35 protein-coding genes and 1 pseudogene are annotated in these 21,463 nt (G+C 66.1%); 1 reads left to right on the forward strand and 35 read right to left on the reverse strand.

The window, feature by feature from the left end; all coding sequences use genetic code 11:
- Window positions 1-87 precede the first annotated feature (87 nt).
- The gene (locus tag ABT254_RS01805) at window positions 88-990 is read left to right on the forward strand and encodes a hypothetical protein (protein ID WP_351462472.1); all 903 of its coding nucleotides are present in this window, start codon (window positions 88-90) and stop codon (window positions 988-990) included.
- Here the strand turns inward: ABT254_RS01805 and truA are convergent, their stop codons facing one another.
- The 35 genes and pseudogenes from truA to rpsJ all read right to left on the reverse strand — a co-directional run bounded on the left by truA (window position 991) and on the right by rpsJ (window position 21,040).
- Window positions 991-1,845, reverse strand: coding sequence for a tRNA pseudouridine(38-40) synthase TruA (truA, locus tag ABT254_RS01810; RefSeq protein WP_351462473.1), 855 nt, complete (start codon window positions 1,843-1,845; stop codon window positions 991-993).
- A gap of 69 nt (window positions 1,846-1,914) precedes the next feature.
- Complete coding sequence (rplQ, locus tag ABT254_RS01815; protein ID WP_351462474.1) at window positions 1,915-2,424, reverse strand: 50S ribosomal protein L17; 510 nt, start codon at window positions 2,422-2,424, stop codon at window positions 1,915-1,917.
- Window positions 2,425-2,520: 96 nt separating this feature from the next.
- A complete protein-coding gene (locus ABT254_RS01820) occupies window positions 2,521-3,543 on the reverse strand; it encodes a DNA-directed RNA polymerase subunit alpha (RefSeq protein WP_003966937.1) in 1,023 nt (340 codons plus the stop codon).
- A 119-nt stretch (window positions 3,544-3,662) separates the two neighbouring features.
- Window positions 3,663-4,067 (reverse strand): 30S ribosomal protein S11, encoded by a 405-nt coding sequence (gene rpsK / locus ABT254_RS01825; RefSeq protein ID WP_003956432.1) that lies wholly within the window; start codon window positions 4,065-4,067, stop codon window positions 3,663-3,665.
- A gap of 70 nt (window positions 4,068-4,137) precedes the next feature.
- On the reverse strand, window positions 4,138-4,518 hold the full coding sequence (gene rpsM / locus ABT254_RS01830) for a 30S ribosomal protein S13 (protein WP_020135802.1): 381 nt from the start codon (window positions 4,516-4,518) through the stop codon (window positions 4,138-4,140).
- Between the two features lie 195 nt (window positions 4,519-4,713).
- Window positions 4,714-4,827: a 50S ribosomal protein L36 gene (gene rpmJ, locus ABT254_RS01835; RefSeq protein WP_003998809.1), complete on the reverse strand. Its 114-nt coding sequence runs from the start codon at window positions 4,825-4,827 to the stop codon at window positions 4,714-4,716.
- Between the two features lie 59 nt (window positions 4,828-4,886).
- Window positions 4,887-5,108, reverse strand: a complete 222-nt coding sequence (gene infA / locus ABT254_RS01840; protein WP_003948620.1) for a translation initiation factor IF-1 — start codon at window positions 5,106-5,108, stop codon at window positions 4,887-4,889.
- A 162-nt stretch (window positions 5,109-5,270) separates the two neighbouring features.
- Entirely contained in the window at window positions 5,271-6,107 is an 837-nt protein-coding gene (gene map / locus ABT254_RS01845) for a type I methionyl aminopeptidase (protein WP_351462475.1), read from the reverse strand.
- Between the two features lie 145 nt (window positions 6,108-6,252).
- The gene (locus tag ABT254_RS01850) at window positions 6,253-6,501 is read right to left on the reverse strand and encodes a hypothetical protein (protein ID WP_351462476.1); all 249 of its coding nucleotides are present in this window, start codon (window positions 6,499-6,501) and stop codon (window positions 6,253-6,255) included.
- A gap of 391 nt (window positions 6,502-6,892) precedes the next feature.
- Window positions 6,893-8,101: a WD40 repeat domain-containing protein gene (locus ABT254_RS01855; RefSeq protein WP_351462477.1), complete on the reverse strand. Its 1,209-nt coding sequence runs from the start codon at window positions 8,099-8,101 to the stop codon at window positions 6,893-6,895.
- Between the two features lie 259 nt (window positions 8,102-8,360).
- A pseudogene (locus tag ABT254_RS46475) lies at window positions 8,361-8,604 on the reverse strand (IS701 family transposase); the annotation flags it as partial.
- A 78-nt stretch (window positions 8,605-8,682) separates the two neighbouring features.
- On the reverse strand, window positions 8,683-8,844 hold the full coding sequence (locus ABT254_RS01860) for a hypothetical protein (protein ID WP_351462478.1): 162 nt from the start codon (window positions 8,842-8,844) through the stop codon (window positions 8,683-8,685).
- Between the two features lie 105 nt (window positions 8,845-8,949).
- On the reverse strand, window positions 8,950-9,606 hold the full coding sequence (locus ABT254_RS01865; RefSeq protein WP_351462479.1) for an adenylate kinase: 657 nt from the start codon (window positions 9,604-9,606) through the stop codon (window positions 8,950-8,952).
- Entirely contained in the window at window positions 9,606-10,919 is a 1,314-nt protein-coding gene (gene secY, locus ABT254_RS01870; RefSeq protein ID WP_351462480.1) for a preprotein translocase subunit SecY, read from the reverse strand. The genes ABT254_RS01865 and secY overlap by 1 nt, the downstream gene beginning before the upstream one ends.
- A gap of 187 nt (window positions 10,920-11,106) precedes the next feature.
- Complete coding sequence (rplO, locus tag ABT254_RS01875) at window positions 11,107-11,562, reverse strand: 50S ribosomal protein L15 (protein ID WP_003974249.1); 456 nt, start codon at window positions 11,560-11,562, stop codon at window positions 11,107-11,109.
- 2 nt (window positions 11,563-11,564) lie between these two features.
- Window positions 11,565-11,747, reverse strand: a complete 183-nt coding sequence (gene rpmD / locus ABT254_RS01880) for a 50S ribosomal protein L30 (RefSeq protein WP_003974250.1) — start codon at window positions 11,745-11,747, stop codon at window positions 11,565-11,567.
- A gap of 2 nt (window positions 11,748-11,749) precedes the next feature.
- The gene (gene rpsE / locus ABT254_RS01885) at window positions 11,750-12,355 is read right to left on the reverse strand and encodes a 30S ribosomal protein S5 (RefSeq protein ID WP_009190144.1); all 606 of its coding nucleotides are present in this window, start codon (window positions 12,353-12,355) and stop codon (window positions 11,750-11,752) included.
- Between the two features lie 36 nt (window positions 12,356-12,391).
- Complete coding sequence (gene rplR / locus ABT254_RS01890) at window positions 12,392-12,775, reverse strand: 50S ribosomal protein L18 (protein WP_007494754.1); 384 nt, start codon at window positions 12,773-12,775, stop codon at window positions 12,392-12,394.
- A gap of 3 nt (window positions 12,776-12,778) precedes the next feature.
- Window positions 12,779-13,318, reverse strand: a complete 540-nt coding sequence (gene rplF / locus ABT254_RS01895; protein ID WP_351462481.1) for a 50S ribosomal protein L6 — start codon at window positions 13,316-13,318, stop codon at window positions 12,779-12,781.
- Window positions 13,319-13,343: 25 nt separating this feature from the next.
- Window positions 13,344-13,742, reverse strand: coding sequence for a 30S ribosomal protein S8 (gene rpsH, locus ABT254_RS01900; RefSeq protein ID WP_030930492.1), 399 nt, complete (start codon window positions 13,740-13,742; stop codon window positions 13,344-13,346).
- A 212-nt stretch (window positions 13,743-13,954) separates the two neighbouring features.
- Window positions 13,955-14,140 carry a type Z 30S ribosomal protein S14 gene (locus ABT254_RS01905; protein WP_003948630.1) on the reverse strand — a complete coding sequence of 62 codons (186 nt, stop codon included), beginning with the start codon at window positions 14,138-14,140 and terminating at the stop codon, window positions 13,955-13,957.
- Between the two features lie 5 nt (window positions 14,141-14,145).
- A complete protein-coding gene (rplE, locus tag ABT254_RS01910) occupies window positions 14,146-14,703 on the reverse strand; it encodes a 50S ribosomal protein L5 (RefSeq protein ID WP_007494758.1) in 558 nt (185 codons plus the stop codon).
- The gene (gene rplX / locus ABT254_RS01915) at window positions 14,703-15,026 is read right to left on the reverse strand and encodes a 50S ribosomal protein L24 (RefSeq protein WP_031477830.1); all 324 of its coding nucleotides are present in this window, start codon (window positions 15,024-15,026) and stop codon (window positions 14,703-14,705) included. The genes rplE and rplX overlap by 1 nt, the downstream gene beginning before the upstream one ends.
- Window positions 15,027-15,028: 2 nt before the next feature.
- Window positions 15,029-15,397 (reverse strand): 50S ribosomal protein L14, encoded by a 369-nt coding sequence (rplN, locus tag ABT254_RS01920; protein WP_003998823.1) that lies wholly within the window; start codon window positions 15,395-15,397, stop codon window positions 15,029-15,031.
- Window positions 15,398-15,665: 268 nt separating this feature from the next.
- Window positions 15,666-15,956 carry a 30S ribosomal protein S17 gene (gene rpsQ / locus ABT254_RS01925; RefSeq protein WP_099930779.1) on the reverse strand — a complete coding sequence of 97 codons (291 nt, stop codon included), beginning with the start codon at window positions 15,954-15,956 and terminating at the stop codon, window positions 15,666-15,668.
- Window positions 15,956-16,180, reverse strand: a complete 225-nt coding sequence (rpmC, locus tag ABT254_RS01930) for a 50S ribosomal protein L29 (protein WP_030930505.1) — start codon at window positions 16,178-16,180, stop codon at window positions 15,956-15,958. The genes rpsQ and rpmC overlap by 1 nt, the downstream gene beginning before the upstream one ends.
- Entirely contained in the window at window positions 16,180-16,599 is a 420-nt protein-coding gene (gene rplP, locus ABT254_RS01935) for a 50S ribosomal protein L16 (RefSeq protein WP_009327094.1), read from the reverse strand. The genes rpmC and rplP overlap by 1 nt, the downstream gene beginning before the upstream one ends.
- A gap of 5 nt (window positions 16,600-16,604) precedes the next feature.
- Window positions 16,605-17,426, reverse strand: coding sequence for a 30S ribosomal protein S3 (gene rpsC / locus ABT254_RS01940; RefSeq protein WP_014674374.1), 822 nt, complete (start codon window positions 17,424-17,426; stop codon window positions 16,605-16,607).
- Window positions 17,426-17,773: a 50S ribosomal protein L22 gene (rplV, locus tag ABT254_RS01945; RefSeq protein WP_003974262.1), complete on the reverse strand. Its 348-nt coding sequence runs from the start codon at window positions 17,771-17,773 to the stop codon at window positions 17,426-17,428. Before rplV ends, rpsC begins: the two co-directional genes overlap by 1 nt.
- A 43-nt stretch (window positions 17,774-17,816) precedes the next feature.
- Window positions 17,817-18,098 carry a 30S ribosomal protein S19 gene (gene rpsS / locus ABT254_RS01950; protein ID WP_351462482.1) on the reverse strand — a complete coding sequence of 94 codons (282 nt, stop codon included), beginning with the start codon at window positions 18,096-18,098 and terminating at the stop codon, window positions 17,817-17,819.
- A 12-nt stretch (window positions 18,099-18,110) separates the two neighbouring features.
- The gene (gene rplB, locus ABT254_RS01955; protein ID WP_351462483.1) at window positions 18,111-18,947 is read right to left on the reverse strand and encodes a 50S ribosomal protein L2; all 837 of its coding nucleotides are present in this window, start codon (window positions 18,945-18,947) and stop codon (window positions 18,111-18,113) included.
- Window positions 18,948-18,985: 38 nt separating this feature from the next.
- Complete coding sequence (gene rplW, locus ABT254_RS01960) at window positions 18,986-19,405, reverse strand: 50S ribosomal protein L23 (RefSeq protein ID WP_099930777.1); 420 nt, start codon at window positions 19,403-19,405, stop codon at window positions 18,986-18,988.
- Complete coding sequence (rplD, locus tag ABT254_RS01965) at window positions 19,405-20,061, reverse strand: 50S ribosomal protein L4 (RefSeq protein ID WP_266958977.1); 657 nt, start codon at window positions 20,059-20,061, stop codon at window positions 19,405-19,407. The genes rplW and rplD overlap by 1 nt, the downstream gene beginning before the upstream one ends.
- A gap of 8 nt (window positions 20,062-20,069) precedes the next feature.
- Window positions 20,070-20,714, reverse strand: coding sequence for a 50S ribosomal protein L3 (gene rplC, locus ABT254_RS01970; protein WP_189933353.1), 645 nt, complete (start codon window positions 20,712-20,714; stop codon window positions 20,070-20,072).
- Window positions 20,715-20,731: 17 nt separating this feature from the next.
- The gene (gene rpsJ / locus ABT254_RS01975) at window positions 20,732-21,040 is read right to left on the reverse strand and encodes a 30S ribosomal protein S10 (protein ID WP_003948644.1); all 309 of its coding nucleotides are present in this window, start codon (window positions 21,038-21,040) and stop codon (window positions 20,732-20,734) included.
- Window positions 21,041-21,463 lie beyond the last annotated feature (423 nt).

Raw genomic sequence — 21,463 nt, forward strand, 5'->3', positions numbered from 1 at the left:
CGAGATGTTCCCCCCTGCCGGAAAGGTCCCCGGCGGCTCCACCGGAGGCACACCGGCACCCTCCGCCTCCCGTCTAAGATGCGCCCCATGAGCTTTGGGCAGCAGGGGGGACCGCAGTCCCAGTGGGACCCCTGGAAACCGCACTCCCAGCAGCCGTGGACCAGCGGCGGCGACGACGGCCAGACCCCGGACTGGGCAGCGCTCGCCGAAGCCTCCGAGACGCGCAACAAGAGGCGCCGGCTGCTGTTCATCGGCGGCGGCGCGGTCGCCACGATCGCGATCGGCACCGCCGTCGCCATGGCCGTCGTCTCGGCGAACGGCAAGAACGAGGCCTCGGGCAACCCCTCCAACCTGCCCGCCGGCGGGTCCATCCCGAGCGGCAGCGCCTCGGCGCCCTCCTTCGCCCCGACCAGCGCCCCGCCCCCGCTGGACCCGAAGGACTTCATCGCCAGCAAGGCCAAGGACACTGCCCCGCTCAGCGTGCAGAACCTCTTCCCGCTCGCGCAGCTGACCATGGAGTCGAACGTCTACAAGCGGGGCGCCACGGCCGACACCAGGAACTGCGCCTCGGCCGCCCAGGACAGCCTCCCGAAGATCCTCACGGGCAACGGCTGCACCCGCCTGCTGCGTGCCACCTACAGCAGGGACGGCGTCGCGGTGACGGTGGGCGTCGCCGTCTTCGACACCGAGGCCCAGGCGGTCAAGGCCAGAACCCAGTCGAACGCGGCGGCCAAGGCACACCAGAAGGCCTTCGTCACGGCCCTGCCGGGCAACGGCGTGAAGGCCTTCTGCAACGCCGCCACCTGCCTCACGACGGCCAACTCCTACGGCCGCTACGCCTACTTCGCCACGGCCGGCTTCACCAACGGCAAGGACGTCACGAAGCAGTCCACGGCGGTCTTCAAGACCGGCAACGACCTTCAGCTGTACACCTTCCGCCAGATCCACGCCCGCGGCCAGGCCCAGGCGTCGGCGGCGGCGAACCAGTAACTAACAGCACCCGGCCCCGGGCAGCGTCCGCTTGTTGCGCGCCTCCTTGTTGCGCGCGGCGAGCAGCTCGTCGGCCGGGTAGCCGACCTCCTCCAGGGTCAGCCCGTGCGGCCGTACGACATGCACGGCCGAGTCCCGCACGCCGGCCGCGAGCACCTTGCCCGGCCAGTCCGGCCCCCGGTGCCCGTCCCCCACGAACAGCAGCGCCCCGATCAGTGAGCGCACCATGTTGTGGCAGAAGGCGTCGGCCCGCACCGTCGCGGTGATGATCCCGTCGTCCCCGCGCACCAGACTCAGCTGCTGCAACGTACGAATGGTGGTCGCGCCCTCCCGCTTCTTGCAGTAGGCGGCGAAGTCGTGCTCCCCCAGCAGCCGCTCGGCGGCCTCGTTCATGGCGTCCACGTCGAGGGGCCAGTCGTGCCACAGCACATGACTGCGCAGCAGCGGATCGACCCCGCCCGGGTTGTCGGTGACCCGGTACGCGTAGCGCCGCCAGACCGCCGAGAAACGGGCGTTGAAGCCGCTGGGTGCCTCCCTGAGGGCCCACACCCGCACATCCCTGGGCAGTCGCCCCGCAAGCCGCTTGAGCAGCTTGTCGTGGTGCGCGCCCCAGACCTCCCGCGGCAGATCCACATGGGCCACCTGCCCCCGCGCATGCACCCCGGCATCGGTCCGCCCGGCCACGGTCAGCTCGTAGGTCTCCCGAGAGCGCGTGACGGTACGCAACGCATCCTCGATCTCCCCCTGCACGGTCCGCCGCCCACCGGCCTGCTTGGCCCACCCGGAGAACTCGGAACCGTCGTAGGACAGATCCAGACGGACACGTACGTAACCGGGCTCTACTTCGTCACTCACCCAGAGATCCTCTCAGGAACACCAAAGCGGGCCCGCCCCTGGAAAGGAACGGGCCCGCCGGCAGAACACTTACGCGTCCTTCGACTCCTCGGCGGCGTCAGCCTCGGTGGCCTCGGTCTCCTCGACCTTGGTCTCCTCGGCGACCGGAGCCGCGGCCTCGGCGTCCTTGGCGGCACGCTTGGTGGCGGCCTCGGCCTCACCCGTCGCCTGCTGCGCAACCGTCAGCGCCTCGACCAGCTCGATGACAGCCATGGGCGCGTTGTCGCCACGGCGGTTACCGATCTTGGTGATGCGGGTGTAGCCACCCGGACGGTTCTCGTAGCGCGGGCCGATCTCGGTGAAGAGCGTGTGGACGACGCTCTTGTCCGTGATGACCTGCAGCACCTGGCGGCGGTTGTGAAGGTCGCCCTTCTTCGCCTTGGTCACCAGACGCTCGGCGTACGGCCGCAGACGGCGGGCCTTCGCCTCGGTGGTGGTGATACGGCCGTGCTCGAACAGCGCCTTCGCGAGGTTCGCGAGGAGCAGCTTCTCGTGCGCGGCGCTGCCGCCCAGACGGGCACCCTTGGTGGGCTTCGGCATTGTTCTTCTCCTGTGTGTCTGCCCCGGCCGTATCAGGTACCGGGGTCAGGAACCCGATGAGCGGATGCTCACCGGCAACGACCGATCAAGTACTGATCAGTACTGCTCGGTCTCCACGAAACCCGCGTCCGCGTCGTCGTCGGCGCCGAAGGCGTCGGCGGCGGCCGTGGGGTCGAATCCGGGCGGGCTGTCCTTCAGGGCCAGGCCCATGCCGGCCAGCTTCGCCTTGACCTCGTCGATGGACTTCGCACCGAAGTTGCGGATGTCCAGGAGGTCGGCCTCGGAGCGCGCCACGAGCTCACCCACGGAGTGGATGCCCTCACGCTTGAGGCAGTTGTACGACCGAACGGTGAGCTCCAGCTCCTCGATCGGCAGCGCCAGGTCGGCGGCAAGGGCGGCGTCCGTGGGGGACGGGCCCATGTCGATGCCCTCGGCGTCGATGTTCAGCTCGCGGGCGAGACCGAACAGCTCGACCAGGGTCTTACCGGCGGAGGCCATGGCGTCACGGGGACGCATCGCCTGCTTGGTCTCGACGTCGACGATCAGCTTGTCGAAGTCGGTGCGCTGCTCGACACGGGTCGCCTCGACCTTGTACGTGACCTTCAGCACCGGCGAGTAGATGGAGTCGACCGGGATACGGCCGATCTCCTGGCCCACCTGCTTGTTCTGCACGGCGGAGACGTAACCGCGGCCACGCTCGACCGTGAGCTCCATCTCCAGCTTGCCCTTGCCGTTGAGCGTGGCGAGGACCAGGTCGGGGTTGTGCACCTCGACACCGGCCGGGGGCGCGATGTCGGCGGCGGTGACGAGACCCGGGCCCTGCTTGCGCAGGTACATCACGACCGGCTCGTCGTGCTCCGAGGAGACGACCAGCTGCTTGATGTTGAGGATCAGGTCGGTGACGTCCTCCTTGACGCCCGGCACGGTGGTGAACTCGTGCAGAACGCCGTCGATGCGGATGGACGTGACCGCCGCACCCGGGATCGAGGAGAGGAGCGTACGACGCAGGGAGTTGCCGAGGGTGTAGCCGAAGCCCGGCTCCAGCGGCTCGATCACGAACCGGGAGCGGAACTCGTCGACGACCTCTTCGGTCAACGAGGGACGCTGAGCGATCAGCATGTTGCGTTCCTTCTGTCAGGGGCGCCCGCTATTTGACGCCCTGATATGGGACAAGGGTACGGGCGATACGGCCCCGAAGAGCCATACCGCCCGAAAACCTCAGACCAAGCAGCCGTGCGTCAGACGCGGCGGCGCTTCGGCGGACGGCAGCCGTTGTGCGGGGTGGGCGTGACGTCCTGGATGGAGCCGACCTCGAGACCGGTCGCCTGAAGCGAACGGATGGCGGTCTCACGACCGGAACCCGGACCCTTCACGAAGACGTCGACCTTGCGCATGCCGTGCTCCTGCGCGCGGCGGGCGGCCGACTCGGCGGCCATCTGCGCGGCGAAGGGGGTGGACTTGCGCGAGCCCTTGAAGCCGACGTGGCCGGCGGAGGCCCAGGAGATCACGTTGCCCGAGGGGTCCGTGATCGAGACGATCGTGTTGTTGAACGTGCTCTTGATGTGCGCGTGGCCGTGAGCGACGTTCTTCTTTTCCTTGCGGCGCACCTTCTTGGCAGCGCCCTGACGACCCTTGGGGGGCATCTACTAACTCCTACGGGGAGGTGGTCGGTCCTACAGCGAAGACCGCTGATGAAGCGTTGTCCGCTGAGGACTACTTCTTGCCCGGCTTCTTCTTGCCGGCGATGGCGCGACGCGGACCCTTGCGGGTACGGGCGTTGGTGCTGGTGCGCTGACCGCGGACAGGCAGACCGCGACGGTGACGGAGACCCTGGTAGCAGCCGATCTCGACCTTGCGGCGGATGTCGGCCTGGATCTCGCGACGGAGGTCACCCTCGGTCTTGATGTTGTTGTCCACGTACTCGCGGATCGCGACGAGCTGCTCTTCGCTCAGGTCACGAACACGGGTGTTCGGGTCGATGCCCGTCTCCGCAAGCGTCTGCTGCGAAAGGGTCCGGCCGATGCCGAACACGTAGGTGAGGGCGACCTCCACGCGCTTTTCGCGCGGGATGTCAACACCGGAAACGCGTGCCACTTAATGGCTCCTGGTGATCTTCGGAGGTCTGCCACAGAACCGATTCCCGGCCGCCGTACTAGGTACGAACCGAGTCCCCGGCCTCCGAACCGGGGGTATCAAGCCGTGTCGGCTTGGGTCCTGCGTATGAACATATTCAGCTCGCGTCGCGCGAATCTCTGCGATATCGATGCAGAGGGATCGGTCGATCGTGCGTCAGCCCTGGCGCTGCTTGTGGCGCGGGTTCTCGCAGATGACCATGACCCGACCGTGACGGCGGATCACCCTGCACTTGTCGCAGATCTTCTTGACGCTCGGCTTGACCTTCATGGGATTGAGGTTCTCCGGGTCAGTGCCACCACCCCGCCGAAGCGGGATGCGGGCAAGATCTACTTGTAGCGGTAGACGATCCGGCCACGCGTCAGGTCGTACGGAGAAAGCTCCACCACGACCCGGTCGTCAGGGAGGATGCGGATGTAGTGCATACGCATCTTGCCGCTGATGTGTGCCAGGACCTGGTGGCCGTTCTGGAGCTCGACCTTGAACATGGCGTTCGGAAGAGACTCGACGACAGTGCCCTCGATCTCGATGGCACCTTGCTTCTTGGCCACGCTTCGCCCTTCGAATCGACTACCTTGATCGACTCCCGCCAGCGCATGAGGACATGCGGGTACACGAGAGCCGACGAGTCAGTCTACGTCAGCGCACTCGGAAAGACGAATCGAGGAAGGATGCCCCAGCGAGGAGATCATTAAGCGCAGACCGCGTACAACCTATGCCAGCGGATCCGGCGCGGCGGTGACCCCGTACTCGGCCAGCTTCGCCTTGCCCCCGTCGGGAGCCGTGAGCACCAGAGGACCGGCCTCGGTCAGGGCAACCGAGTGCTCCCAGTGCGACGACCACGTACCGTCGATCGTGATGACGGTCCAGTCGTCGGAGAGGACCTCGGTCTTCGGGGTCCCGAGGGACACCATCGGCTCGATGGCGAGGCAGAAGCCGGGCACCAGCTTCGGCCCCTTCCCGCGGCGCTTCTCGACGTAGTTCAGCAGATGCGGATCCATGTGCATCTCGGTGCCGATGCCATGACCGCCGTAGTCCTCGATGATCCCGTACTTGCCGCCGCCCGGCTTCGGCTGGCGGCGGATGTACGTCTCGATGGCCCTCGACACGTCCACCAGCCGGTTGCCCTGCTTCATCGCCGCGATGCCGGCCCACATCGACTCCTCCGTGACCCGGGAGAGCTCGATCAGCTCGGGGGCGTGGCCGGAGCCGACGAAGGCGGTGTACGCGGCGTCGCCGTGCCAGCCGTCGATGATCGCGCCGCAGTCGATGGAGATGATGTCGCCGTCCTTCAGGACGACGTCGTCGGACGGGATGCCGTGGACGACGACCTCGTTGACGGAGGTGCAGATGGTCGCCGGAAAGCCGCCGTAGCCGAGGAAGTTCGGCTTGGCGTTGTGCTCGGCGAGCACCTTGCGCGCGACCTGGTCCAGGTCCTTGGTGGTGGCCCCGGGCACCGCGGCCTCACGAGTGGCCGCGTGGATGGCGGCGACGACCAGCCCCGCCTCACGCATCTTGGCGATCTGCTCGGGGGTCTTGAGTTCCACCACGATGGATTGCGCCTCCTGGCCACTGGAATCACGGCCCTTCAGGATACGCGTACGTACTGGCCTGCATTGAACTGGGCGGGAAGTAGCACACCGAGCGCGACGAAGCCCCGGTCGCACGGACCGGGGCTTCGATAGAGCACTGTGCTCAGGACTCGGAGAAGTACACGGAGTTGTACCAGTCGTTGTTGCCGTGCCAGTTCACGATCATGTCGTACGCCTGGCGGCCGATGATGTCGTAGGTCTTCCAGTCACAGCCGCTGTCACCACCGTCGTCGATGGTGAAGACCTCCTGGATCCGGCCGTCGACGGCGGTCCGCAGTTTCCCGGTGACGCCGTAGCCGTCAGCCTTGGTGTCACAGACCTCGAACTCATCGCCGTCGTCCCAGTACTCCATGAAGCCACGGCTGGACGGAAGGTAGACGATCTGGCCGCCAGTCGCTGCTGCAGCCGGACCACTCGCAAAACCAACCACTGTGGCTGCGGCCGCGGCGGCCATTGCCACACGCCTCATCGTGGTCTTAGTCATTCGATTTCCCACCCCTCTTATTCATGGGCCTTAAACCGGCCCAACCAATCTGCAGAACCGCTTTGGGGCGGTTCCGATGATCTAGGTTTACCCTACCGACCAAGGTTCTGAATGTCCACAGTCAATCGACTCTTGATAAGCAGGGGAACCAAAAATACGAGCAGCAGTCAGGCGCACGGAAATTTCCAGCGCCGCTGAATCCGGACACCGAAGGCGACGAGACCCAGAGCTCGCGGTAGCCAGAGTCTCGCTCAGTAGGTCAGCGACTGCTGAGGATCGGAGTCCAGCGACTGGGGTCGCGAAGGTCAGAATTCCGGAAGCCGGAAAGGGGGATGACGTCTTTTCCGTCCAGGCTGGAAAGAATGAGTTGGTTTCGGAACTCACCCTTACCGGGTTCACATTGCTCGGGATCACACCTGAAGGCGATGAGCCAATCGTCGTCAGCCCAGGCCAGCAGCTGCTGACCGGGCACGAGTGCGTGGCGCTTCCCGGTCCTGACATCCAACACCTCGGAGACGATCTGATCACCGTCGCCCGCGAACTGGCCTGTCACCAGCTTCCCGTCGGGGGAGAGGATCGCTCGCGGGGATCTCAGTGCCTTCTCCGACCTGGGGGCAGGCACCTCTTCACCGTCCACGCGGTAGAAGACCCTGCCCGCCTTGGTCTCCCAGGGCTCCCACACCAGCGTGCCGTCACGGCTCCAGCCGAGGTCCTGGCGCCCGCCGCCGACGACGAACCCGTGGTCATCCTTCCTGGGCGGGCGCGCAGTGAAATCCGCCCGACCAGAGGCGGCATCGATGACATAAAACCCCGTACGGCTCGGCTTCGGCCCCGGCACCACCTTGCCGTTCAACCGGTAGGACGCGTCCTTGAAAAGCCCATCTGGATTGGCGTCATAGGTGGTTGCCACCAGACGCTTGCCATCCGGCGAGAACTGCACACCGCCAACGCCTCGGTCCGTCTTTATCCACCGTTCCACCTTGCCGGTGGCAAGATCCACCAGCCCGATGCGGTTGACCGGCAGCCCGCGCTCCAAGACCGCCGCAGTCTTCATCCCCGGCGCCACATCGAGCCAGGCCCAGTGAGTTTCGTTATACCGGTCGGTGGTTGAGTTCAGGAGGTTCCACTTGTAGGCAAGGGCTCCATCGCCGTTCGCCCACTTCTCCACCTTCACCGTGTAGTACGCCGAGACGGCGACTTTCCCTGCGGCTATGAAATCCCTCGGCGGCGACTGGTCCGGATGCGTCACCAGGCCCACGGGAGCATTAACAGCCCCCTTCTGCGCATCACCGTCGGCCGCGACCAGTGCCACCGCGACGCCCGCCCCGACGAGCACTGCACAGATGCCGGCCACCACGAAACGGCGGACCTTCCGACGTCGCACGCCAGACGGCGATTCGCCTTTGTTGTGGCGCATTCCCTCCGCCGCCCGCTCGGGATCCTCGCGGACCAATTGTCCGGGTTTCATGTCCGTACCTCCACAGGAAAGAAGACTGGATTGAGAACCTCGTGACCGACCTTGAAATTCACCGATTCGGTCATAGGTCGACAACGAGAAGCAGCACTTGGCCGTGAAGGAACGACTGGGGGTCTGGTCTGCCTAACTTAAAAGCGATCTTATACGTCTGTGATCACCTGGCAAAGGAAATTGAGGTTTCCTTGAGGTTCGCACCCCTTACCGAAGACGAGCGGGCCGGGGGCTCCGAGCGGAGTCGGGTGGTCGAGCGGGGCAGGTTGGTGGCCAGGTACCAGGTCGCCTTCCTCGGCAGGCCGGCCGGGTCGGTGGTGGCACGACCAGGCCGTGCAGGGGAAGTCGGGGCCGTAGTCGGCCAGGCGGGCATCGGTGGCCCACCAGGTGTGCCCGTCGCGGAAGTGGCGCTCTGCCGGCGTCCACTCGCCAGGCCGGTCGGCGTCCGCCCGCCGGACCAGGGCATGGGAGGCGTTGATGGGGTGGTGCGGCTGGTCGGCCGGGCCCAGGTGCCAGCCGAAGCCTGCGTCCTTCGCCTGGGTACCACGGCCGCCATCTGGTCGGCGCCGGGACCTCGCGGATCACCGCGCGACGGCGGCGATCAGTCGGGGTCCCCGCTGCTTGCCCTTGAGGACCCCGGTGGCCTTCACCACCTCGCGCACCGCCCCGAACACCCGGTTGAGCCGGACCGAACACGGCAGACGGCAGCGGAAGTAGGCCGGCAGGGACGGGGCGGACGCCATGTCGCTGAGCCATGCCCCGCAGGCGGCCCGTTCCCCTCACCACAACAGCAGTCCGGCCCCACCGCTCACGCGGCGGGGCCGGAACCCAAGATCTTTACGCGCCTTCTAGTCCTCGTCCCGCTTAAGCGCTTCCATAGCCCGAGCCGTGACTTCTTCCACCTTGCCGAGCGCCGAGATCGTGACCACCAGGCCCTGGGCCTTGTAGTAGTCGATGATCGGCTCAGTCTGGGTGTGGTAGACCTCCAGCCGCTTGCGGACCGTCTCCTCGGAGTCGTCGTCACGCTGGTAGAGCTCGCCGCCGCAGACGTCACAGACGCCTTCCTTCTTCGGCGGGCTGTATGTCACGTGGAACACGTGCGCCGAGTCGTTGCGGCAGATGCGCCGACCGGCGATCCGCTTGACGACCTCTTCCTCGGGGACCTCGAGGTCAAGTACCGCGTCCAGCTTGATGCCCTCGGTCTTGAGCAGCTCGTCCAGCGCCTCGGCCTGCGAGACGTTGCGCGGGAAACCGTCGAGCAGGAAGCCGTTCTCCGCGTCGGGCTGCTCCATGCGGTCCTTGGCCATCGCGATGGTGACCTCGTCGGGGACGAGGTTGCCGGCGTCCATGTAGGACTTCGCGAGTTTCCCGAGCTCCGTCTGCTGGCTGATGTTGGCGCGGAACAGGTCGCCCGTGGAGATGTGCGGAACGCGCAGCTTGTCGGCAAGGCGAGTGGCCTGCGTGCCCTTTCCTGCACCCGGCGGCCCGACGAGGACGATTCGCATCAGCGGAGGAACCCTTCGTAATTGCGCTGCTGGAGCTGGCTCTCGATTTGCTTCACCGTCTCGAGCCCCACACCCACGATGATCAGGATGCTGGTACCACCGAACGGGAAGTTCTGGTTTGCCTTGAAACCAACCAACGCCATTGTCGGGACGAGAGCGATCAGACCCAGATACAGCGAACCCGGCCAGGTGATCCGGTTGAGCACGAACGACAGGTACTCAGCGGTCGGTCGGCCAGCCCGGATGCCCGGGATGAAGCCACCATACTTCTTCATGTTGTCGGCGACTTCCTCGGGGTTGAAGGAGATCGCCACGTAGAAGAACGCGAAGAAAACGATCAGCAGGAAGTAGGTGGCCATGTAGATCGGGTGGTCACCCTTGGTCAGGTTGTTCTGGACCCATGTCTTCCAGCCGGAGTTGCCGCCCGAGAACTGGGCGATCAGGCTCGGGATGTAGAGCAGCGACGAGGCGAAGATCACGGGGATGACACCCGCCTGGTTGACCTTCAGCGGGATGTACGTGGACGTACCGCCGTACGACCTGCGTCCGATCATGCGCTTCGCGTACTGCACGGGGATCCGCCGCTGGGCCTGCTCGACGAAGACCACCAGACCGACCATCACCAGACCCACGGCGATCACGGTGCCGAACTCGATCCAGCCGCCGGCCAGCTTGCCCTGCAGCTTGATCGTCCACAGCGCGCTCGGGAAGGTCGCGGCGATCGAGATGAACATCAGGATCGACATGCCGTTGCCGATGCCGCGGTCGGTGATGAGCTCACCGAGCCACATGACGACGCCGGTACCGGCGGTCATGGTGACGACCATGGTGATGGTGGTGAAGATCGACTGGTCGGGGACGATCTGGCTGGCCACCGGGCAGCCGGAGAACAGCGCACCACTGCGGGCGGTGGCGACCAGACCCGTGCCCTGGAGGATGGCCAGCGCCACCGTCAGGTACCGGGTGTACTGCGTGATCTTCGCGGTGCCGGCCTGGCCCTCCTTCTTGAGGGCTTCGAGGCGCGGGATCACCACGGTCAGCAGCTGCAGGATGATGCTCGCGGTGATGTACGGCATGATGCCGAGCGCGAAGATCGTGATCTGCAGCAGCGCGCCGCCGCTGAACATGTTGATCAGACTGAACAGGCCGCGGTTCGAGCTGGCCACATCCATGCACGTCTGGACGTTCTTGTAGTCGACGCCCGGGATCGGGATGTGCGTACCGACCCGGTACACCACGATGATGCCGAGCGTGAAGAGCAGTTTCTTGCGCAGGTCGGGCGTCCTGAACGCCCGGGCGAACGCGGTGAGCACGGTGCCTCCTGCGACCCCCGCGCAACTGCGTCAAGGGTGACGGTCTTGAGGTTCGACGGATACAAAAAAGAACAGTGCAGGCTACCTTACCGGCGGCACGGCTCCCCTTGGAACGACCGACCGGGGATACCCCACTGTGAGGTATCCCCGGTCGGGACTGCTTACGTCATCGAGACGTCCGAAAAGCTCAGACGAGCTCGGTGACGGTGCCGCCGGCAGCGGTGATCTTCTCCTTGGCGGAGCCGGAGACGGCGTCGACCGTCACCTGCAGCGCCACGGAGATCTCGCCCTGGCCGAGGACCTTGACGAGGCTGTTCTTGCGAACGGCACCCTTGGCCACCAGACCCTCGACGGTGACCTCGCCACCCTCGGGGTAGAGCGCGGCCAGCTTGTCGAGGTTCACGACCTGGAACTCGGTCTTGAACGGGTTCTTGAAGCCCTTCAGCTTCGGGAGACGCATGTGGAGGGGCATCTGCCCACCCTCGAAGCGCTCCGGAACCTGGTAGCGGGCCTTCGTGCCCTTGGTACCACGACCGGCCGTCTTACCCTTCGACGCCTCACCACGACCGACACGGGTCTTGGCGGTCTTGGCGCCCGGGGCGGGACGGAGGTTGTGGATCTTGAGCGGGTTGTTCTCCGCCATGATCAGTCGACCTCCTCGACCGTCACGAGGTGGCGGACGGTGTGCACCATGCCGCGGAACTCGGGGCGGTCCTCCTTGACGACCTGCGTGTTGATGCCCTTGAGACCAAGGGAGCGCAGGGTGTCACGGTGGTTCTGCTTGCTGCCGATGTAGGACTTGACCTGCGTGATCTTGAGCTGCGCCATGATTACGCACCCGCCCCGGCACGCGCACGCAGCAGAGCCGCGGGAGCGACGTCCTCGAGGGGCAGACCACGGCGGGCCGCGATCTCCTCGGGACGCTGCAGACCCTTCAGGGCCTCCACGGTCGCGTGCACGATGTTGATCGCGTTGTCGGAGCCGAGCGACTTCGACAGCACGTCGTGGATACCGGCGCACTCGAGCACGGCACGCACCGGGCCACCGGCGATAACACCGGTACCGGGGGACGCGGGCTTGAGCAGCACGACGCCGGCAGCCTTCTCACCCTGGATCGGGTGCGGGATGGTGCCCTGGATACGGGGGACCTTGAAGAAGTGCTTCTTGGCCTCCTCAACACCCTTGGCGATGGCGGCCGGCACCTCCTTGGCCTTGCCGTAACCGACACCCACGGTGCCGTCACCGTCGCCCACCACGACCAGCGCGGTGAAGCTGAAGCGACGACCACCCTTCACAACCTTGGCGACGCGGTTGATCGCGACGACGCGCTCAACGTAAGCAGTCTTCTCGGCGGCGGCTGCGCCACCGTCACGACCCTTACGGTCCCGCCGCTCGCCGCCACCGGCACCGCCACCGCGGCGCTGGGGTCCAGCCATTGGATTACCTCTCTCTTTCCGCTAGCTACGAGCGGCTCAGAACTTGAGCCCGGCTTCGCGGGCGGCGTCCGCCAGGGCGGCGATGCGCCCGGCGTACTGGTTGCCACCACGGTCGAATACGACGGCCTCGACACCGGCGGCCTTGGCGCGCTCGGCGACCAGGGCGCCGACCTGCTTGGCCTGCGCGGACTTGTCGCCCTCGCCACCGCGGATCGAGGTGTCCAGGGTGGACGCCGACGCAAGGGTGTGACCCTTGATGTCGTCGATCACCTGGGCCACGATGTGGCGGTTCGAGCGGGTAACGACCAGACGCGGACGCTCCGCCGTTCCGTTGATGTGCTTACGGATCCGGATGTGGCGGCGCTTGATCGCGGCGCGCTTGTAGGCGTCGCCCTTGAGGATCTTCTGTCCGTATGCCATGGCTTACTTACCCGCCTTTCCGACCTTGCGGCGGATGACTTCGCCCTCGTACTTGACGCCCTTGGCCTTGTACGGGTCGGGCTTGCGCAGCTTGCGGATGTTGGCCGCAACCTCGCCGACCTTCTGCTTGTCGATGCCCTCGACCGAGAACCGGGTGGGGGCCTCCACCTTGAAGGTGATGCCCTCGGGGGCCTCGACGGTGATCGGGTGGCTGTAGCCGAGAGCGAACTCCAGGTTCGAACCCTTGGCGGTCACGCGGTAACCGACACCGCTGATCTCGAGCTTCTTCACGTAACCCTGGGTCACGCCGGTGATCATGTTCGCCACCAGCGTGCGGGACAGGCCGTGCAGGGCCTTGCTCTGACGCTCGTCGTTGGGGCGGGTGACGTTCAGGACGCCGTCCTCACCCTTGGCGATCTCGATCGGCGCCGCGACGGTGTGGGTCAGCGAGCCCTTGGGGCCCTTGACCGAGACCGTCTGGCCGTCGATGGTGACGTCCACGCCGGCGGGAACCGTGATGGGGAGCTTGCCAATACGCGACATAGCTGTTTCCTCCGATTCCTTTCCGCTACCAGACGTAGGCGAGGACTTCTCCGCCTACGCCCTTCTTGCCGGCCTGCTTGTCGGTGAGGAGCCCGTGGGACGTGGAGATGATCGCCACGCCGAGGCCGCCGAGCACCTTCGGCAGGTTGGTGGACTTCGCGTACACCCGGAGACCGGGCTTGGAGATCCGCTTGATGCCCGCGATGGAGCGCTCACGGTTCGGGCCGAACTTCAGCTCGAGAACGAGGTTCTTGCCGACCTCGGCGTCCTCGACCTTCCAGCCCGTGATGAAGCCCTCCTGCTGGAGGATCTCCGCGATGTGCGACTTGATCTTCGATGCCGGCATCGACACGGAGTCGTGGTATGCCGAGTTCGCGTTCCGCAGACGCGTAAGCATGTCTGCGATCGGATCAGTCATGGTCATGAATTGGCCTTCGGCCTCTCTCGCCGGGGTTTCCAGGTGCCCATCCCTCTCCTCGATCCGAGACGAGGCGGGTGCGGTGCGGTGGACCTACGGCGTAGTAAGTCGTACGGGCAGTCGTCAGACGCCCAACCCTCCAAGCCTAAGCCATGGAAGGGAGGGCGCCTGACACGCCCATTGCTTACCGAGAGCTTCGGGAATCCCTAAAGGGGGGATTACCAGGAGCTCTTGGTCACGCCCGGCAGCTCGCCACGGTGAGCCATCTCACGAAGGCACACGCGGCACAGGCCGAACTTGCGGTACACGGAGTGGGGACGGCCGCAGCGCTGGCAGCGCGTGTAACCACGCACGCCGAACTTGGGCTTGCGAGCAGCCTTCGCGATCAGAGCCTTCTTCGCCATCTCGCTCACGCCTCCTTGAAGGGGAAGCCGAGGTGACGAAGGAGCGCACGGCCCTCAGCGTCGTTGGTCGCCGTGGTCACCACGGTGATGTCCATACCCCGGACGCGGTCGATCTTGTCCTGGTCGATCTCGTGGAACATGACCTGCTCGGTGAGACCGAAGGTGTAGTTGCCACGGCCGTCGAACTGCTTGGGGGACAGACCACGGAAGTCGCGGATGCGCGGAAGCGCGAGCGACAGGGTGCGGTCCAGGAACTCCCACATGCGGTCGCCACGGAGCGTGACGTGGGCACCGATCGGCTGACCCTCACGCAGCTTGAACTGCGCGATGGACTTGCGGGCCTTGGTGACGGCCGGCTTCTGACCGGTGATCGTGGTGAGGTCGCGGATGGCGCCCTCGATCAGCTTGGAGTCGCGGGCGGCGTCGCCCACACCCATGTTGACCACGATCTTGACGAGGCCGGGGATCTGCATGACGTTCTCGTACTTGAACTCGTCACGCAGCTTGCCCGCGATCTCCTCGCGGTACTTCGTCTTGAGACGCGGAGTGGTGGTGGTAGCCATCAGATGTCCTCACCCGTCCGCTTGGCAACGCGGATCTTGTTGCCCTCGTCGTCGAAGCGGTAACCGACACGCGTGACGACCTTGTTGCCGTCCTTCTCAACGACCAGCTGGACGTTGGAGACGTGGATCGGCGCCTCGGTCGTGACGATGCCGCCGGCCTGCGAACCGCGAGCGGTCGGACCGGCCTTGGTGTGCTTCTTGACCCGGTTGACACCCTCGACCAGGACGCGCTCCTCGCGCGGGTAAGCGGCAATGACCTTGCCCTGCTTGCCCTTGTCCTTGCCGGTGATGACCTGGACCAGGTCGCCCTTCTTGATCTTCATGCTTACAGCACCTCCGGAGCCAGCGAGATGATCTTCATGAACTTCTTCTCGCGCAGCTCACGCCCGACCGGGCCGAAGATGCGGGTGCCGCGAGGGTCACCGTCGTTCTTCAGAATGACGGCGGCGTTCTCGTCGAAGCGGATGTACGAGCCGTCCGGACGGCGGCGCTCCTTGACGGTGCGAACGATGACCGCCTTGACGACGTCACCCTTCTTCACGTTGCCACCGGGGATCGCGTCCTTGACGGTGGCGACGATGACGTCACCGATGCCCGCGTAGCGGCGACCGGAGCCACCGAGCACACGGATGCAAAGGATTTCCTTCGCACCAGTGTTGTCGGCGACACGCAGTCGCGACTCCTGCTGGATCACGTCTATCTCCTGTTTGTCTGCCGGTTCCCGCAGGGCCCCTTCGGGGCGGGCCTGCGAGCCTGGCGGAACCGTCCTGCGGATTTGCCCCGCAGGAATTACTTGCGCCTCTTGAGGCGGAAACCCTGTCGCCGGAGGCGGACTCCCGCGCCGGCACGGGGCCGGCGCCGGGGCGCCACCCACCCGGCCCCGAGGGGTCGGGGGGCGATGCCCCCGGCGGGCGCCGGGGCCGAAGCCCCGGCGGGGTCAGCGGGGGCGAAGCCCCCGCTTATTACTTCGCCTTCTCGAGGATCTCGACGACGCGCCAGCGCTTCGTCGCGGACAGCGGCCGGGTCTCCGCGAGGAGGACACGGTCGCCGACACCCGCGGCGTTCTGCTCGTCGTGCGCCTTGAGCTTGTTCGTACGGCGGATGACCTTGCCGTACAGCGCGTGCTTCACGCGGTCCTCGACAGCGACGACGACGGTCTTGTCCATCTTGTCGCTGACGACGAGACCCTCACGGGTCTTGCGGGCGCCACGTGCCTCGGTCGTCTGCTCTTCAGTCACATTGCTCTCGCTCATCAGGCGTTCTCCACCGTTTCGATGCCCAGCTCACGCTCGCGCATCAGGGTGTAGATCCGCGCGATGTCCTTGCGGACCGCCTTCAGACGGCCGTGGTTCTCGAGCTGACCCGTCGCCGCCTGGAAGCGGAGGTTGAACAGCTCTTCCTTGGACTCGCGGAGCTTCGCCAGAAGCTCCTCGTTGCCCAGCTCGCGCAGCTCGGACGCCTTGGTACCGGCCGACATCACGCTTCACCTGCCTCGCGCTTGACGATCCGGCACTTCATCGGCAGCTTGTGAGCGGCACGAGTGAGGGCCTCACGCGCAATCTTCTCGTTGGGGTACGACAGCTCGAACATCACGCGTCCGGGCTTGACGTTGGCGATCCACCACTCCGGCGAACCCTTACCGGAACCCATGCGGGTCTCGGCAGGCTTCTTGGTGAGGGGACGGTCCGGGTAGATGTTGATCCAGACCTTGCCGCCACGCTTGATGTGACGCGTCATGGCGATACGAGCGGCCTCGATCTGACGGTTCGTCACGTACGCCGGGGTGAGCGCCTGAATGCCGTACTCGCCGAACGCAACCTGCGTACCGCCCTTGGCAGCGCCGGAGCGCTTCGGGTGGTGCTGCTTGCGGTGCTTGACCCTACGGGGGATCAGCATGTCGGTCAGGCCTCCGTTCCGGTGCTCTCAGCCGGAGCGGCGGCGGGAGCCTCGGCCTTGGGGGCCTCGGCGCCGGCAGCCTGCTGCGGCTTGCGACCGCGCCGCTCGCCACCGCGGCCACCACGGGCCGGGCGGTCGGCACCACCACGGGCCGGGCGGTTACCCGCACGGGCCGCAGCGTTCTCGGCGCGGACCTCGGCGATGTTCTTGACGTCGCCCTTGTAGATCCAGACCTTCACACCGATGCGGCCGAAGGTCGTCTTGGCCTCGAAGAAGCCGTAGTCCACGTTCGCGCGGAGCGTGTGCAGGGGCACACGGCCCTCGCGGTAGAACTCCGAGCGGGACATCTCGGCGCCACCGAGGCGGCCACCGCACTGGATCTTGATGCCCTTGGCGCCGGCCTTCATCGCCGACTGCATGCTCTTGCGCATGGCACGGCGGAAGGAGACGCGGGAGGAGAGCTGCTCGGCAACGGCCTGAGCAACCAGCTGAGCGTCCGTCTCGGGGTTCTTGACCTCGAGGATGTTCAGCTGGACCTGCTTGCCCGTGAGCTTCTCGAGGTCACCGCGGATGCGGTCGGCCTCGGCGCCACGGCGGCCGATGACGATGCCCGGACGAGCGGTGTGGATGTCCACCCGCACGCGGTCACGGGTGCGCTCGATCTCCACCTTCGAGATGCCGGCGCGCTCCATGCCGGACGTCATCATCCGACGGATGGCGACGTCTTCCTTGACGTAGTCCTTGTACAGCTTGTCGGCGTACCAACGCGACTTGAAGTCGGTCGTGACACCGAGCCGGAACCCATGCGGGTTAACCTTCTGGCCCATTACCGGGTTCCTTCCTTGCTGCTGACGACCACGGTGATGTGGCTGGTCCGCTTGCGGATCCGGTAGGCACGGCCCTGGGCACGCGGACGGAACCGCTTCAGGGTCGGGCCCTCGTCGACGTACGCCTCGGAGATGAAGAGGCTGTCGGCGTCGGTGTGGTCGTAGTTGTGCGCGGCGTTGGCGATGGCGCTGTCGAGCACCTTGCCGACGGGCACGGAGGCTGCCTGCGGAGCGAATCGCAGAACAGCCTGAGCCTCCGTGGCATCCATGCCACGGATAAGGTCCACCACGCGGCGGGCCTTCATGGGCGTAACGCGGATGTACCGCGCCTGGGCCCTGGCTTCCATGGTTGTCCCTCTCAGTTACTTACGTGTCTGAATGCGATCCGCTTTAGCGGCGCTTCGACTTCCGGTCGTCCTTGACGTGGCCCCGGAAGGTGCGCGTCGGCGAGAACTCGCCGAGCTTGTGGCCGACCATCGACTCGGTGACGAACACCGGGATGTGGGTCTTGCCGTTGTGCACCGCGATCGTGTGGCCCAGCATGGCCGGGACGATCATCGAGCGACGGGACCAGGTCTTGATGACGTTCTTGGTGCCGGCTTCGTTCTGAGCATCCACCTTCTTGGCGAGGTGCTCGTCGACGAAGGGCCCCTTCTTGAGACTGCGCGGCATCTAAACCCGCTCCTAGCGCTTCTTGTTCGTCTTGCGGCGGCGGACGATGTACTTGTTCGACGCCTTCTTGGGCGAACGAGTACGACCCTCCTTCTGACCCCAGGGGCTGACCGGGTGGCGACCACCGGAGGTCTTGCCCTCACCACCACCGTGGGGGTGGTCAACCGGGTTCATCGCCACACCGCGAACGGTCGGGCGGACGCCCAGCCAGCGCTTGCGGCCGGCCTTGCCCCAGTTGATGTTGCTCTGCTCGGCGTTGCCGACCTCGCCGACCGTGGCGCGGCAGCGCTGGTCGACCAGGCGGATCTCACCGGACGGCATGCGGAGGTGGGCCATCGTGCCCTCCTTCGCGAGCAGCTGCACGGAGGCACCGGCGGAGCGGGCGAACTTGGCGCCGCCGCCCGGACGAAGCTCCACGGAGTGGATCGTCGTACCGACCGGGATGTTGCGCAGCGCCAGGTTGTTGCCGGGCTTGATGTCGGCGCCGGGACCGTTCTCGATCCGGTCGCCCTGGTTCAGGCCCCGAGGCGCCAGGATGTAGCGCTTCTCGCCGTCCGCGTAGTGGAGCAGCGCGATGCGCGCGGTGCGGTTGGGGTCGTACTCGATGTGCGCGACCTTCGCCGGCACGCCGTCCTTGTCGTGACGACGGAAGTCGATCACGCGGTAGGCGCGCTTGTGTCCGCCACCCTGGTGGCGAACGGTCACACGACCGGCGTTGTTACGGCCGCCCTTGCTGTGCAGCGGGCGGACCAGCGACTTCTCCGGCGTGGACCGCGTGACCTCGACGAAGTCGGCGACGCTGGAGCCACGACGGCCCGGCGTAGTCGGCTTGTACTTGCGGATTCCCATTTCTCAGTCCTCGTCCGATATCGGACGATCCGACCCGCTTACGCGGTCGGACCGCCGAAGATGTCGATACGGTCGCCCTCGGCGAGGGTCACGATCGCGCGCTTGGTGGCCGCACGCTGGCCGAAGCCGGTGCGGGTCCGCTTGCGCTTGCCGATGCGGTTGATCGTGTTGACCCCGGTGACCTTGACCGAGAAGACCGCCTGGACGGCCTGCTTGATCTGGGTCTTGTTGGCACTCGGGTCGACGATGAACGTGTACTTGTTCTCGTCGAGAAGCGCGTAGCTCTTCTCGGAGACGACCGGCTTGAGCAGCACGTCACGGGGGTCCGTGTACGACTTGCTCAGCGGGGTCTCGACGGTGTTCTTGCCCTCGGCGGCGTGGCGACGCGCCTTGGCGACGCGCGCGGCCTTGGCGGCCTTCGCAGCCTTGGAGGCAATGCTCGGGTGACGCGTAGCCATCAGGCCTCGCTCCCTTCGGTGTCGGCGGCCTTGGGGCCAGACACGAAGGACTCGAAAGCGGCCTGGGTGAAGACCACGTCGTCCGAGACGAGAACGTCGTACGTGTTCAGCTGGCCCGGCTCCAGGATGTGGACCTGGGGCAGGTTGCGGGCGGACAGCCACGCGGCCTCGTCGGCGCGCTCGACGACCAGGAGCAGGTTCTTGCGCTCCGAGATCTTGCCGAACAGCGTCCGGGCGGCCTTCGTCGACGGGTTCTCACCCTCGACGACGCCGGAGACGACGTGGATGCGGTTGTGACGGGCCCGGTCGGTGAGGGCGTGGCGCAGGGCCGCGGCCTTCATCTTCTTCGGGGTCCGCTGCGAGTAGTCACGCGGCACGGGACCGTGCACGACGCCACCACCGGCGAACTGCGGCGCGCGGGTCGAGCCCTGACGGGCGCGGCCGGTGCCCTTCTGGCGGTACGGCTTCTTGCCGCCACCACGGACCTCGCCACGGGTCTTGGTCTTGTGCGTGCCCTGACGGGCAGCGGCCAGCTGCGCGACGACGACCTGGTGGATCAGCGGGATGCTGACCTTCTCGACGTCGAAGATCTCCGCGGGGAGCTCGACGGAACCGGCCTTGTCGCCCGCCGGCGAAAGGATGTCAACAGTGCTCATCGGTTACCTCAGGCCCCCTTGGCCGCGGTGCGGACCAGGACGAGGCCGCCGTTCGGACCGGGAACCGCGCCCTTGATGAGCAGCAGACCCTTCTCCGCGTCAACGGCGTGGACGGTCAGGTTCTGGGTGGTGACCCGCTCGTTGCCCATGCGACCCGCCATGCGGAGGCCCTTGAACACACGGCCCGGGGTGGCGCAGCCACCGATGGAGCCGGGAGAGCGGTGCTTGCGCTGGGTGCCGTGACCGGCGCCGAGGCCACCGAAGTTGTGGCGCTTCATGACACCGGCGAAGCCCTTGCCCTTGCTCTTGCCGGTGACGTCGACCTTGACGCCGGCCTCGAACACCTCGGCGGTGATCTCCTGGCCGAGGGTGTACTCGCTGGCGTCAGCGGTACGGATCTCGACGAGGTGGCGGCGGGGGGTGACGTCGGCCTTGGCGAAGTGACCCTTGAGGGGCTTGTTCACCTTGCGCGGGTCGATCTCGCCGAAGGCGATCTGAACCGACTCGTAGCCGTCGCTGTCGTTCGTACGCACCTGGGTGACGACGTTCGGGCCGGCCTTGACGACGGTGACCGGAACAACACGGTTGTTCTCGTCCCACACCTGCGTCATGCCGAGCTTCTCGCCCAGGATGCCCTTGATCTGCTTAGCCATTCTCAGATCACCGACCCTCAGAGCTTGATCTCGATGTCGACACCGGCCGGGAGGTCGAGTCGCATCAGAGAGTCAACGGTCTTGGGCGTCGGGTCGAGGATGTCGATCAGGCGCTTGTGCGTGCGCATCTCGAAGTGCTCGCGCGAGTCCTTGTACTTGTGCGGCGACTTGATGACGCAGTACACGTTCTTCTCAGTGGGCAGCGGCACCGGGCCCGCGACCGACGCACCAGTGCGGGTCACCGTCTCGACGATCTTCTTCGCCGAGGAGTCGATGACCTCGTGGTCGTAGGCCTTGAGCCGGATGCGGATCTTCTGTCCCGCCATGGCTACTCAGTAGTCCTTTGTCTCTTCACGCTCTGGAACCCGGTCCTCCGTACGCTCGTTCGCCGACCCACGCGGTCGGGCGTGTCGCGCTTCCACTGACACAGATGTCCCTTGTTCGGACATCCCTTGCCTGGGAAAGAGGTTCACCCGGGTGCCTGGCCAGTGCCGCACCGCACTTCCCGGAAGATTCCCGTACGTCCGCCCCAGTGCTGCCTTACGGCAGTTAGGGCGACGAGTACTGTGGGACTCGCTTCCGGTCCTCCCGGCGGGAGGCGCGCAGCATCAACACTCGACCGAGCAACTCCGACAGTCTGCCATACGGGGCAGGGGCCTGGCCAATCGAGCCGGAGAGAATACCCCGAGGGTGACGAAGGTCAAACCCTTGGCTCGACCCGCTCCCGCGACGAGCCCTTTCTGTCTCAC

The sequence above is a fragment of the Streptomyces sp. NPDC001137 genome (assembly GCF_040298885.1).
Classification (GTDB): domain Bacteria; phylum Actinomycetota; class Actinomycetes; order Streptomycetales; family Streptomycetaceae; genus Streptomyces.

Coding starts and splice junctions, on each gene's coding strand:
- ABT254_RS01805 (WP_351462472.1), top strand. CDS start 88: ATGAGCTTTGGGCAGCAGGGGGGACCGCAGTCCCAGTGGGACCCCTGG.
- rplQ (WP_351462474.1), bottom strand. CDS start 2,424: ATGCCGAAGCCCACCAAGGGTGCCCGTCTGGGCGGCAGCGCCGCGCAC.
- ABT254_RS01820 (WP_003966937.1), bottom strand. CDS start 3,543: ATGCTGATCGCTCAGCGTCCCTCGTTGACCGAAGAGGTCGTCGACGAG.
- rpsK (WP_003956432.1), bottom strand. CDS start 4,067: ATGCCCCCCAAGGGTCGTCAGGGCGCTGCCAAGAAGGTGCGCCGCAAG.
- rpmJ (WP_003998809.1), bottom strand. CDS start 4,827: ATGAAGGTCAAGCCGAGCGTCAAGAAGATCTGCGACAAGTGCAGGGTG.
- ABT254_RS01850 (WP_351462476.1), bottom strand. CDS start 6,501: ATGGAGTACTGGGACGACGGCGATGAGTTCGAGGTCTGTGACACCAAG.
- ABT254_RS01855 (WP_351462477.1), bottom strand. CDS start 8,101: ATGAAACCCGGACAATTGGTCCGCGAGGATCCCGAGCGGGCGGCGGAG.
- ABT254_RS01860 (WP_351462478.1), bottom strand. CDS start 8,844: ATGGCGTCCGCCCCGTCCCTGCCGGCCTACTTCCGCTGCCGTCTGCCG.
- ABT254_RS01865 (WP_351462479.1), bottom strand. CDS start 9,606: ATGCGAATCGTCCTCGTCGGGCCGCCGGGTGCAGGAAAGGGCACGCAG.
- rplO (WP_003974249.1), bottom strand. CDS start 11,562: ATGGCGGAGAACAACCCGCTCAAGATCCACAACCTCCGTCCCGCCCCG.
- rpmD (WP_003974250.1), bottom strand. CDS start 11,747: ATGGCGCAGCTCAAGATCACGCAGGTCAAGTCCTACATCGGCAGCAAG.
- rpsE (WP_009190144.1), bottom strand. CDS start 12,355: ATGGCTGGACCCCAGCGCCGCGGTGGCGGTGCCGGTGGCGGCGAGCGG.
- rplR (WP_007494754.1), bottom strand. CDS start 12,775: ATGGCATACGGACAGAAGATCCTCAAGGGCGACGCCTACAAGCGCGCC.
- rplF (WP_351462481.1), bottom strand. CDS start 13,318: ATGTCGCGTATTGGCAAGCTCCCCATCACGGTTCCCGCCGGCGTGGAC.
- rpsH (WP_030930492.1), bottom strand. CDS start 13,742: ATGACCATGACTGATCCGATCGCAGACATGCTTACGCGTCTGCGGAAC.
- ABT254_RS01905 (WP_003948630.1), bottom strand. CDS start 14,140: ATGGCGAAGAAGGCTCTGATCGCGAAGGCTGCTCGCAAGCCCAAGTTC.
- rplE (WP_007494758.1), bottom strand. CDS start 14,703: ATGGCTACCACCACCACTCCGCGTCTCAAGACGAAGTACCGCGAGGAG.
- rplX (WP_031477830.1), bottom strand. CDS start 15,026: ATGAAGATCAAGAAGGGCGACCTGGTCCAGGTCATCACCGGCAAGGAC.
- rpsQ (WP_099930779.1), bottom strand. CDS start 15,956: ATGAGCGAGAGCAATGTGACTGAAGAGCAGACGACCGAGGCACGTGGC.
- rpmC (WP_030930505.1), bottom strand. CDS start 16,180: ATGTCGGCCGGTACCAAGGCGTCCGAGCTGCGCGAGCTGGGCAACGAG.
- rplP (WP_009327094.1), bottom strand. CDS start 16,599: ATGCTGATCCCCCGTAGGGTCAAGCACCGCAAGCAGCACCACCCGAAG.
- rpsC (WP_014674374.1), bottom strand. CDS start 17,426: ATGGGCCAGAAGGTTAACCCGCATGGGTTCCGGCTCGGTGTCACGACC.
- rplV (WP_003974262.1), bottom strand. CDS start 17,773: ATGGAAGCCAGGGCCCAGGCGCGGTACATCCGCGTTACGCCCATGAAG.
- rpsS (WP_351462482.1), bottom strand. CDS start 18,098: ATGCCGCGCAGTCTCAAGAAGGGGCCCTTCGTCGACGAGCACCTCGCC.
- rplB (WP_351462483.1), bottom strand. CDS start 18,947: ATGGGAATCCGCAAGTACAAGCCGACTACGCCGGGCCGTCGTGGCTCC.
- rplW (WP_099930777.1), bottom strand. CDS start 19,405: ATGGCTACGCGTCACCCGAGCATTGCCTCCAAGGCTGCGAAGGCCGCC.
- rplD (WP_266958977.1), bottom strand. CDS start 20,061: ATGAGCACTGTTGACATCCTTTCGCCGGCGGGCGACAAGGCCGGTTCC.
- rplC (WP_189933353.1), bottom strand. CDS start 20,714: ATGGCTAAGCAGATCAAGGGCATCCTGGGCGAGAAGCTCGGCATGACG.
- rpsJ (WP_003948644.1), bottom strand. CDS start 21,040: ATGGCGGGACAGAAGATCCGCATCCGGCTCAAGGCCTACGACCACGAG.